The sequence below is a fragment of the Nocardia sp. CC201C genome, assembly GCF_030010695.1.
GTDB classification, from domain to species: Bacteria; Actinomycetota; Actinomycetes; order Mycobacteriales; family Mycobacteriaceae; genus Nocardia; species Nocardia otitidiscaviarum.
Map to the genome: position 1 here is coordinate 1 of NZ_JASCXP010000245.1, position 10932 is coordinate 10932.

General features: G+C 69.2%; 10 protein-coding genes and 1 tRNA gene. 9 read left to right on the plus strand and 2 right to left on the minus strand.

Annotated features, from left to right (window positions below; genetic code table 11):
* Positions 1-229: hypothetical protein (locus QK444_RS23195; RefSeq protein WP_282783625.1), on the minus strand; the 229-nt coding region annotated here is incomplete at its 3' end.
* Between the two features lie 465 nt (positions 230-694).
* Between QK444_RS23195 and orn the strand changes: the two genes are divergently transcribed.
* From orn to QK444_RS23230, 7 genes are all read left to right on the plus strand, one after another.
* The gene (gene orn / locus QK444_RS23200) at positions 695-1333 is read left to right on the plus strand and encodes an oligoribonuclease (protein ID WP_282783626.1); all 639 of its coding nucleotides are present in this window, start codon (positions 695-697) and stop codon (positions 1331-1333) included.
* 54 nt (positions 1334-1387) lie between these two features.
* Positions 1388-1460 (plus strand) — tRNA-His (locus QK444_RS23205).
* Positions 1461-1609: 149 nt separating this feature from the next.
* Positions 1610-2023 carry a hypothetical protein gene (locus QK444_RS23210; protein WP_039810996.1) on the plus strand — a complete coding sequence of 138 codons (414 nt, stop codon included), beginning with the start codon at positions 1610-1612 and terminating at the stop codon, positions 2021-2023.
* A gap of 49 nt (positions 2024-2072) precedes the next feature.
* Complete coding sequence (locus QK444_RS23215) at positions 2073-2549, plus strand: Lrp/AsnC family transcriptional regulator (RefSeq protein ID WP_029926833.1); 477 nt, start codon at positions 2073-2075, stop codon at positions 2547-2549.
* 197 nt (positions 2550-2746) lie between these two features.
* On the plus strand, positions 2747-6223 hold the full coding sequence (locus QK444_RS23220; RefSeq protein WP_282783629.1) for an indolepyruvate ferredoxin oxidoreductase family protein: 3477 nt from the start codon (positions 2747-2749) through the stop codon (positions 6221-6223).
* 193 nt (positions 6224-6416) lie between these two features.
* Positions 6417-7487, plus strand: coding sequence for a Glu/Leu/Phe/Val dehydrogenase dimerization domain-containing protein (locus QK444_RS23225; RefSeq protein WP_282783639.1), 1071 nt, complete (start codon positions 6417-6419; stop codon positions 7485-7487).
* A gap of 34 nt (positions 7488-7521) precedes the next feature.
* Complete coding sequence (locus QK444_RS23230) at positions 7522-9012, plus strand: amino acid permease (protein ID WP_282783631.1); 1491 nt, start codon at positions 7522-7524, stop codon at positions 9010-9012.
* 60 nt (positions 9013-9072) lie between these two features.
* On the opposite strand, the gene fdxA is transcribed toward QK444_RS23230, so the two are convergent.
* Positions 9073-9411 (minus strand): ferredoxin, encoded by a 339-nt coding sequence (fdxA, locus tag QK444_RS23235; protein WP_282783633.1) that lies wholly within the window; start codon positions 9409-9411, stop codon positions 9073-9075.
* A 110-nt stretch (positions 9412-9521) separates the two neighbouring features.
* Here fdxA and QK444_RS23240 point away from each other — a divergent pair, with 110 nt between their 5' ends.
* On the plus strand, positions 9522-10445 hold the full coding sequence (locus tag QK444_RS23240) for a LysR family transcriptional regulator (RefSeq protein ID WP_282783635.1): 924 nt from the start codon (positions 9522-9524) through the stop codon (positions 10443-10445).
* A gap of 150 nt (positions 10446-10595) precedes the next feature.
* On the plus strand, positions 10596-10932 hold a 337-nt coding region (locus tag QK444_RS23245), incomplete at its 3' end, for a hypothetical protein (protein ID WP_282783637.1).

The window sequence follows — 10932 nt, forward strand, 5'->3', positions numbered from 1 at the left end:
CGGACGATCCCGCCGCGTCCTGTACCGCCGCGTCCGGTACCGCCGCGTCATTCACGGCCGCGGCTTCCTTCCGCGCGGCTTTCCTCTCCGCGGTTTCCTTCTCCGCCACTTCCTGTTCGGCCGCTTCCCGCTCGGCGGCCTCGGCCGCGGCGGCCGCCTCCGCCGCGACGCGCGCCGCTTCCTCCGCGGCCTTACGGGCCGCCGCTGCCTTTTCCTGCGGGGTGGTCATCGCGCCGTCCTCCGTTGATCTGCCACTGCCTGCTCTGCCGAACGCACCGCCGAACAACAAACCGACCGCCTGATAACGCGCGGATCTGCTGGCAACGATAACGCGCGGTCGGTCCGCCAACCCGCCCCGACGCGGCCGAAAGACCGGCACCACCGCGACGGCCAGCCGCCGGGGCCGCCGCACCGGGCCCTCCGACACGCCAACTCGGCCATGCGCCGCGCCTCCAGCGCGCCCGCCCGGCACTCCACCGCGCCCCCGACACACCCCGCCCGGCACTCCACCGCGCCCCCGACACACCCCGCCCGGTACTCCACCGCACACCCCGGCGCGCCCGCGCGGTACGGTCCCACGCTGTCGCGCCGGATCGATGGCGACCCGCATCATCCGACGCCACGCCGAACACGCTGGGGCAACGCCATCCGGGTGCGCCCGGCGGACCAGGACCGAACGGCTACTGTGTCTCCGGTGAGCGACAAGTACCTGGTGTGGATCGACTGCGAGATGACGGGCCTACGGCTCGACAGCGACAAGCTGATCGAGGTGGCCGCGCTCGTGACCGACAGTGACCTCAATATCCTCGGCGACGGCGTGGACATCGTGATCCACGCCGACGATGCCGCGCTGGCCGCCATGCCGCCGGTGGTGACCGATATGCACGCCCGCTCCGGGCTGACCGAGGAGGTCCGCCGCTCCACCGTCACCGTCGCCGAGGCCGAACAGCAGATCCTCGACTACATCAAGCAGTACGTGCCCACCCCGCGCACCGTGCCGCTGGCGGGCAATTCCATCGCCACCGACCGCGGCTTCATCGCCCGCGACATGCCCACCCTGGACGCGCACCTGCACTACCGCATGATCGATGTCAGCTCCATCAAGGAACTGGCCCGCCGCTGGTACCCCCGCATCTACTTCGGCCAGCCGGAGAAGGGCCTCGCCCACCGCGCCCTGGCCGATATCCGCGAATCCATTCGCGAGCTCGAGTACTACCGCCGCACCGCGTTCGTCCCCGCCCCCGGCCCCTCCACCGCGGAGATCGCCGCCGTGGCCGCCGACTTGACCGGCACCGAATCCCACCCCGGAAACACCCCCTCATCAGCCGATTAGGAACTCGACGCCGGTTCGCGCTACGATCTACCGCGCCGGAAGTTACCGGCGATGGTGACCGTAGTTCAGTTGGTAGAGCACCAGGTTGTGATCCTGGCTGTCGCGGGTTCGAGTCCCGTCGGTCACCCCGAGCGGAAGCCCGGTCCATCGCGGACCGGGCTTCTCGCATATCCGGCCCGAATGTGTTTCCGGCCGCAGTGCGCCATCGGGGTTTTCGCCCACCATGATCGTGGGAATCCCCAGGGGACGGGAAATCCATGAGGACGGATGCGAAAGATGTTCGGTAGGAATGCTGTTGCCACCACCGTCCTGGCAGTCGCGCCGCTGTTCGGCGCCGCCGGGACCGCGGTATCCCCCGCGTCTCCCACCACGGCGGAACCGGAGTCTCCGGCCGAGGTCGACGTCAAGGGCATGCTGCGCGATCACCGCGGGCGCGTCGGCGAGCAGGCGCGCGTCTACGGTCTCGTGTACTCCGACGCGGCGGTATGGACGCTGGCCTTCGTGTCCGGCGCACCGGAGGAGTACTACACCATCAACGGATCCCGCGCACAGGTGGTGGGCACGGGCGGCGACGCCGTCCGACAGGGGGACGTCTTCACCGGCACCATCACCCTGACCGGCAAGGACAATCTCGGCGATCCGGTGGTCCGGCTCGACGACGTGACGATCATCGGGCACCGCTGGGAATGACCACCTCCGGCGTTCGGGGCACACCGGAAACGCTGTGCCACAATGCGGCATGACCATCAAGATCGACGCATTGGACTCCGCGCTGCTGGCGGAGCTGGCGTCCGACCCGCGTGCGCCGATTCTCGAACTGGCGCAGCGGCTGGGCATCGCGCGCAATACCGTGCAGGCGCGGATGAAGCGGCTGGAGGCCGCGGGCGTCGTGGTCGGTTACCCGCCCAGTATCGACCTGCAGGCCATCGGCTTCGCGGTACACGCACTGCTGGGCATCGAACTCGATCAGAACAAGATGGATGCGATCGTGGCGGCGCTGCGGGAGTTCCCGCACGTCTTGGAGGTGCACGCGACCACCGGCCGGTCGGATCTGCTGGTGCGCATCGCCGCGGAGACGCAGCAGGATCTGCTGGAGATCATCCAGCGGGTGCACGCGATTCCCGGCGTGAAGCACACCGAGACCATGCTCGCGCTGGCGACGCCGATCCCCTACCGGGCCCTGCCGCTCGTGGAGTACCTGACCGGTCGACAGTAATGTGACCGGCGACACCCGCACTCGAGCAAAATGACGCGCGGCCCCGAGTGCCCTAGATCACTTTTGAGCAATCTGATCAACGTTTTGCCCGACTGTTGACACAGATCACACCTTCACGGCAGATTTCGCTGCACCGATCGCTAGTCCCTTCGTTCGCAGCTCACGATCTGGGTTGTGGAAAGTGTGGTGAAGAGTTCATGACCAGCGTTGCCTGCCCGTCCTCGCTACCGCAGGCCGAGCCGACCGCGCCGTACGACCTCGCCGACCGGTATCGCTCCGGGGCCGGACCGGTCCTGCTCACCGGTGTCCAGGCCATCGCCCGGCTGCTGGTCGAACAGCATGTGCGTGATATCCGCGCGGGCCGTCGGGTGGCGACCTTCGTCTCCGGCTATCAGGGCAGCCCGCTGGGCGGCGTGGACAAGATGCTGCTCGGCATGCCGAACGTGCTGGCCGAACACGACATCACCTTCGTGCCGGGCCTGAACGAGGAACTCGCGGCCACCTCGGTGTGGGGCAGCCAGGCCGATCTGCCCGCGGGAACGCCGACCCACGACGCCGTGGTCGGCGTCTGGTACGGCAAGGGGCCCGGTGTGGACCGCGCCACCGACGCGCTGCGGCACGCCAATATGTACGGCGTCAATCCGCGCGGCGGGGTGCTGCTGCTGGTCGGCGACGATCCGGCCTCGAAATCGTCCACGGTGCCCGCGGTGAGCGAACGTTCGCTGGCGGCCATGGGGATTCCGGTGCTGTTCCCGCGCAACGCGGAGGAGATCATCACCATGGGCATGCAGGGCGTGGCGCTCTCGCGCGCCTCGGGCTGCGTGGTGGCCATGAAGATCGTCGCCGATGTGGCGGACGGCGCGTGGACCGTCGATGCCTCGGTCGCGGACCGGCCGTTGACGGTGCCCGAGATCACCTGGGAGGGGCGGCCTTTCGTCTACCGGCAGCGGCCCATGGCGGCGCCGACCGACAGTGTGCTGGCCGAGGCCGACCTGTACGGTCCGCGCTGGGAGCTGGTGCGCACCTTCGGCGCGGTCAACGACCTCGATGTCATCGAGGTGAACCCCACCGACGCCAAGGTCGGAATCGCCGCCACCGGAACCACTTTCGATGCCGTGCGGCAGGCGCTGCTCGATCTCGGCGTCGACGACGCGGCCCTGCACCACGCGGGCATCCGGCTGCTGCGCATCGGCATGCCCTATCCCCTCGGCGCGACGCGGATCACCGAGTTCGCCCGCGGTCTCGACCAGCTCATCGTGGTCGAGGACAAGACCGCCTTCATCGAAACCCAGATCCGCGAAATCCTCTACGACACAACCGATGCCCCGCGTGTGCTCGGCAAGCACGACGAGCGCGGGGCGCTGCTCATGCCCTTCGACGGCGAACTCACCCCGGGTCGCCTGCTCGGCCCACTGCGCCGGGTGCTGCGCGACCACGTGGAGTTGAAGAAGGCCGCGCCGCCGCCGCTGTCGCTGGAGGTGCTGTCCGCCAAGCGCACCCCGTACTTCTGCTCCGGCTGCCCGCACAATCGCTCCACCGCCCTGCCCGAGGGCTCCATCGGCGGCGGCGGCATCGGCTGCCACACCCTGGTGACCATGTCCGGCCGCGACGACAGCGCGGTGACCGGGCTGACCCAGATGGGCGGCGAGGGCAGCCAGTGGATCGGGCAGGCCCCCTTCACCGATGTGCCGCACCTGTTCCAGAACATCGGCGACGGCACCTTCTTCCACTCCGGGCAGCTCGCCGTGCAGGCGTGTGTGGCCGCGGGCGTGAACATCACCTACAAGCTGCTGTGGAACGAAGTCGTCGCCATGACCGGCGCACAGGACGTCGAGGGCGGGCTCACCGTCGCGCAGCTCACCCACAAACTCGCCGTCGAGGGCGTCAAGCAGATCATCATCTGCGCCGACGAACCCAAGCGGCACAACCGGAAAGCCCTCGCCAAGGGCACCCTGCTGTGGCATCGCGACCGGCTCGACGAGGCCCAGCGGATGCTGCGCGAGATCAAGGGCGTCACCGTGCTGATCTACGACCAGCACTGCGCCGCCGACGCCCGCCGCCAGCGCAAACGCGGCAAGCTGCCCGTGCGCAACACCCGCGTGGTCATCAACGAGGCCGTGTGCGAGGGCTGCGGCGACTGCGGGGTCAAGTCGAACTGCCTGTCGGTGCAGCCGGTGGAGACCGAATTCGGCCGCAAGACCCGTATCGACCAGACCTCCTGCAATACCGACTACAGCTGCCTGGACGGCGACTGCCCGTCGTTCGTCACCGTCGAGCTGACGCCGGAGGACAAGCAGAACCGCAAGCGGGACAAGCAGCTCGAACCCCCGACGGCGCCCGATCCGGGGCTGGGCGCGCCACGGCGCACCCAGAATGTGCTCATCGCCGGTATCGGCGGCACCGGCATCGTCACGGTCAACCAGGTGCTGGCCACCGCCGCGCTGCGCGCCGGATACGAGGTGGAAAGCCTCGACCAGATCGGGCTGAGCCAGAAGGCCGGACCGGTCATCTCCCATCTGCGGTTCTCCGCAACGGAATTGGAGCCATCCAACCGACTCACTCCGGGCAGCGCGGACTGCGTCGTGGCCATCGACCTGCTCACCGCCGCCGACCCCAAGAACCTCCAGTACGGCGATCCGGCGACCACCGTGGCGGTCGCCTCCACCAGCCAGACCCCCACCGGTGACATGGTGTACGACAAGTCGGTCGGCTACCCGGCCACCGACTCGCTGCTGGAACGCCTGGCGTCGGTGTCGAATTCGCTGCGGCAGTTCGACCACCTGGCGGCGGCACAGCAGCTGTTCGGCAATACCGCCGCGGCCAACTTCCTGATGGTCGGCGCGGCCTTCCAGACCGGCGGTCTGCGCCTGCCCGCCGCCGCCATCGAGGAGGCCATCGGCATCAACGGTGTCGCGGTGGCCGCCAATATCGCCGCCTTCCGGTGGGGGCGGGTCGCGGTCGCCGATCCGGCCGCCTTCCAGGCCGCGGTCGAGCCCGCCCGGAAGCGCCGCGAGCGACCCGCCGTACCCGCGAACCTGTTGGCCGACACCACCTTCGACGGCGAGGTGCGCCGACTGGTGGAACTGCGCGCCGCCGAACTGGTGGGCTACCAGAACGCCAAGGTGGCCCGGAACTACGTCGAGACGGTGCAGTTCGTGTGGGACGCCGAGCGCACCGTCACCGAGCGCACCGACTTCAGCGCGGCCGTGGCGCGCGGACTGCACAAGTTCACCGCCTACAAGGACGAGTACGAGGTCGCCCGGCTACTGGTGGATCCGGACTTCCTCGCCGACGTCCGGGCGCAGGTGCCCGGCGGCGCGAACCTCACCTACAAGCTGCATCCGCCGGTGCTGCGCGCCCTCGGCCGCAAGAAGAAGATCGGTCTCGGCCCGAAATCGCATGTGGCGCTGAAGGTGCTCGCCAAGGGCAAGGCGCTGCGCGGCACCAGGCTGGACCCGTTCGGCTACGCCCACGTGCGCAAGGTGGAGCGGGAGCTGCTGTCCCACTACACCGCCATGGTGCGCCGCCTCGCCGTCGAGCTGAGCACCGACACCTACGACACCGCCGCCGAGGCCGCCGCCCTGCCCGATGTGGTGCGCGGCTACGAGGACATCAAGCTCGGCAACGTCGAGCGCTACCGCTCCGCACTGCGCGAACTCGGCATCGAGTTCTGAACCGACGCTGACACCGTCACACCCGCACGTCATACCGCCGTGCCTGCCTGCAACCACATCCCTTGTGCCCGAGAGTTATTCGTGACGCACGGGCACCCGCCGCGAACCCGCGGCACCCGACACCGCCACACCCCGGCGGTAACCACCGCCGCCGCACCCCGGCGGCAGCCAGAAAGGAACCATTGTGACCGCGATGCACACCGACGCAGGGGTTTTCGCCCGCTCCCACGAAGTGAGCGCCCGAAGCCACGAACAGGTCGTGTTCTGCGAGGACGACCGGACCGGACTGAAGGCGATCATCGCCATCCACTCGACCGCGCTCGGGCCCGCACTCGGCGGCACCCGCTACTACCCCTACGCCAGCGAGGCGGCGGCACTCGAGGATGTGCTGCGGCTGTCCTGGGGCATGACCTACAAGGCGGCGGCAGCGGGCGTGAATCTGGGCGGCGGCAAGGCCGTCATCATCGGCGATCCGGCTGTGCACAAGACCGAGGCGCTGCTGGCCGCCTACGCGCGGTTCGTGGAAACCCTCGGCGGCCGCTACATCACGGCCGGTGACGTCGGCACCAACACCGACGATCTCGACATCATCGGCAAGCACACCGGCCACGTGACCGGCCGCAGCAAGGCCGCGGGCGGTTCCGGCGACAGTGCCCGGCTCACCGCCCTGGGCGTCTTCCACTCCATGCGCGCCGGTGCCGAATCCGTCTGGGGCCAACCCACTCTCGCGGGCCGCACAGTGGGGGTCGAGGGCGTCGGCAAGGTCGGCCGCGAACTCATCGCCCTGCTGCTCGAAGACGGTGCGGAGGTCTGCGTCACCGATGTGAACGAGGCAGCGCTACAGCAGGTTTCGCAGGCGCACCCGGCGGTGCGGCTGCTGAGTTCGGTGGCCACCGCGCCCGTGGACGTGTACGCGCCCTGCGCGCTGGGCGGCACGCTCACCGCCGCGAGCGTGGCCGATATCGAGGCCAAGCTGGTCTGCGGCGCGGCCAACAACCAGCTGGCGACACCCGCGGTGGAGGACGCGCTCGGCGAGCGCGGCATCACCTGGGTTCCCGACTTCGTGGCCAACGCGGGCGGACTCATCCAGGTGGAGGGTGAACTGCGCCGGGCCGACGCGGCCGCCGTCGAAGCCGATGTGACCCGCATCTTCGACCGCTGCCGCGACATTCTCGCCGCGGCGCGGACCGAGGGCATCGGTTCCGGCGCCGCCGCCAACCGATTCGCCGAGCGGCGACTCGACGCCATCCCGCGCGCGATCTGACAGCGCCGCGGGGAGTTTCAGAGAGGAGACAACAGTGGCGATCGCGAGCGGATTACTCCGCACCAAATCCGTCGAACAGTCGATTCGGGATACCGATGATCCGGATGCCAAGCTACGCAAGGACCTGACGGCCCGCGACCTCACCATCTTCGGTGTGGCGGTGGTCATCGGCGCGGGCATCTTCACCCTCACCGCCCGCACCGCGGGACACGTCGCGGGACCGTCGGTCTCGCTGGCCTTCGTCTTCGCGGCCATCGCCTGCGGGCTCACGGCGCTGTGCTATGCCGAGTTCGCCTCCACGGTGCCGGTGGCGGGCAGTGCGTACACCTACGCCTACGCCACCTTCGGTGAGCTCATCGCGTGGATCATCGGCTGGGATCTGATCCTGGAGTTCGCGCTCGCGGTCTCGGTGGTGGCCAAGGGGTGGTCGCAGTACCTGGGCGCGGTGCTCGGTACCGACGCGCCCATCCTCACCATCGGTTCGATCCACTTCGACTGGGGCGCGGTCACCATCATCGCCGCCGTCGGCGTGCTGCTGGCCACCGGCACCAAACTGTCCTCGCGGGTGTCGGCCATCGCGGTGGCCATCAAGCTCGGGGTGATCGCGCTGGTGCTGGTGGTCGGCGCGACCTATTTCAAGGCGTCGAACCTGTCGCCCTACATTCCGCCCGCGCAGGAGTCGGAGAAGGCCGAGGGGCTGCGGCAGTCGCTGTTCGCCTTCCTGACCGGTTCCGGCGGCACCAGTTTCGGCTGGTTCGGGCTGCTGTCTGCGGCCAGCCTGGTGTTCTTCGCCTTCGTCGGCTTCGACGTGGTCGCCACCACCGCCGAGGAGACCCGCAACCCGCAGCGCGATATGCCGCGCGGCCTGTTCGGTTCGCTCGCCATTGTGACCGTGCTCTACGTGGCCGTCTCGCTGGTGCTCACCGGTATGGTGTCCTACACCCAGCTCCAGGGCGAGAACGCCACCCTGGCAACGGCTTTCGCCATCCACGGCGCGACGTGGGTGAAGAACATCATCGCCATCGGCGCGCTGGCGGGCCTGTCCACCGTGGTCATGGTCATGTTCCTGGGACAGACCCGGGTGCTGTTCGCCATGGCGCGCGACGGGCTGCTCCCCCGAGGTCTCGCGCACACCGGCTCCAAGGGCACGCCCGTGCGGCTGACCGTCATCGTCGGCGTGGTCTGCGCGCTGCTCGCGGGTTTCGTGGACTTCGGCACCCTCGAGGAAATGGTGAACATCGGCACGCTGGTCGCCTTCGTCATGGTCTCCATCGGCGTGCCCATCCTGCGCCGCACTCGACCGGACCTGCCGCGCGGCTTCCGCGTCCCGTTCGTCCCGGTGCTGCCCATCGTGGCGGCGCTGGCCTGCCTGTGGCTGATGGTCAACCTCTCCATCGAGACCTGGCTGCGTTTCGTGGTCTGGATGGTGCTGGGCACCGTCATCTACTTCAGCTACAGCCGCCACCACTCGGTGCTGGGACGCACGCGCGATCTCGACGACCCCGTCGTCACACCGGTGCGGTAGCCACCCGCCGATCGCGGAAACCCCGGCCCGATCATGAGGGGGGCCGGGGTTTTCACTGTCTCAGCGCTGGAATCGCGCGACGAAGGGCGTATCCACGCCCACCGCCTCGCCGAATTTCAGGGGCCCGCCCGGAACGCCGAGCGGTTCTTCGCGTCCCGGCAGGGTCTCGCTGAAGAAGCGCGCGTTCTCGGTGACGAACTCCTCCTGCCCCGCCGGCACATCGTCCTCGTAGTAGATGGCCTCCACCGGGCAGGCGGGTTCGCAGGCCGAGCAGTCCACGCATTCGTCGGGCTGGATGTAGGCCATGCGGTCGCCGACGTAGATGCAGTTGACGGGGCATTCTTCGACGCAGGCGCGGTCCAGGACGTCGACGCAGTCCGCGCCGATGACATAGGTCATGGTGTCTCCATAGGTGCTGAGGCGGCCCGGGAAATGTCGCCCCTCGAGCCTGCGTCCGGCACGTGCATTCCGGTAGCCACCGAATCGGGAGCACCCCATAATCAATGCTTATGAGTCTGCCGCCGGGAATGCCCGACCTCGAGGTGCTGGACCTGCTTGCCTCGGTCGGCGAACTGGGCAGCCTGGGCGCGGCGGCCCGACGACACGGAATCACCCAGCCCGCCGCGAGCATGCGCATCTCGGCGCTGGAACGACGGCTGCGGCTGCGGCTGCTCGATCGCGGCCCCACCGGCTCCGCACTCACCGAGCCGGGGCGGACGGTGGTGGACTACGCGCGGCCGATCTTGGCGGCGGCGCACACCTTCGCCGAGGGCGTCGCCGCCCTGCGCGCCGCCGACCGGCCGAGGTTGCGCATCGCGGCGTCGAAAACCATTGCCGACCATCGGATGTCGCACTGGCTCACGGCCCTGCGGGAGGCGCGGCCGGAGGTGGCGGTGGCCCTGGAGGTGGGCAATTCGCGGCAGGTGGAGGCGTGGGTGCGCGACGGGCAGGCCGATCTCGGCTTCGTCGAGGGCCCCCATCCCCCGGCCGAACTCGGCAGCCACGTGCTGGGGGCCGACGATCTGGTCGTGGTGGTCGGCAGTGCGCATCCGTGGGCCCGGCGGCGGACGCCGGTGACGGCCGGGGAGCTGGCGCGCACCGCCCTGCTGTGGCGCGAACCGGGCTCCGGCACCCGCGACACTCTCTGGGAGATTCTCGGCGCACAGACCGAACCGGCGCAGCCCGCCGCCGAACTCGGCTCCGCGGCGGCCATCCTCGCCACCGCCCGCACCGGTATGGCACCGGCGGTGCTGAGCCGCCTCATCGCCGACGCCGACCTGCGCAGCGGGGCACTGGTCGAGATCCCGCTCACCGACGCGGTGCTGACCCGCAAGTTCCGCGCTATCTGGCGCAAGCAGTCCCCGCCCGCGGATCCGGCAGATGTGCTGATCCGCTGCGCTGAGCGGTTCGAGCGGCGGCACACATCGGGCTAGCCCGCTGTTCACGGGGTCCCGACGAATAAACTGTGGTTGAAACAACATCACTTCGAATTTGTGGCGCGGCCCACTCGATCTTCGTAGACTTCATCCGAACACGGGGGAGGTCGGGGCCCCCGAACCAGCTCGATCAGAAAGACCGCACTTGTGAATCGTTGCGCCGTAACCACATTCCTGGCGACCGCCGCCATCCTCACCGCCGCACCGGCCACCGCCTCCGCCGTTCCCCTGGAACCGTTCGTCCCGGCCACCGACGTGGCCGACGATCCGATGGAATCCGAGGTCACCGGCTCCGGCTCGGTGCAGAGCAGCGGTTCCACCGGCGGGCTGGTCACCAGCGGCTCCACCGGCACCGGATCGTTCGGCCTGCCGAATCTCGACAAGCTGCTGTTCGGACCGTTCGACACCATGTGCGCGGTGACCGGCAGCGCCTTCGCGCTGGCGGGCAAGGCGGGGCTGGGCTGCGACCTCATCAAGGACAACA

Excerpts from the sequence above, each read along its gene's own strand:
- QK444_RS23210 (WP_039810996.1), top strand. The coding sequence starts at position 1,610 with ATGTTCGGTAGGAATGCTGTTGCCACCACCGTCCTGGCAGTCGCGCCG.
- QK444_RS23215 (WP_029926833.1), top strand. The coding sequence starts at position 2,073 with ATGACCATCAAGATCGACGCATTGGACTCCGCGCTGCTGGCGGAGCTG.
- QK444_RS23220 (WP_282783629.1), top strand. The coding sequence starts at position 2,747 with ATGACCAGCGTTGCCTGCCCGTCCTCGCTACCGCAGGCCGAGCCGACC.
- QK444_RS23225 (WP_282783639.1), top strand. The coding sequence starts at position 6,417 with ATGCACACCGACGCAGGGGTTTTCGCCCGCTCCCACGAAGTGAGCGCC.
- fdxA (WP_282783633.1), bottom strand. The coding sequence starts at position 9,411 with ATGACCTATGTCATCGGCGCGGACTGCGTCGACGTCCTGGACCGCGCC.
- QK444_RS23240 (WP_282783635.1), top strand. The coding sequence starts at position 9,522 with ATGAGTCTGCCGCCGGGAATGCCCGACCTCGAGGTGCTGGACCTGCTT.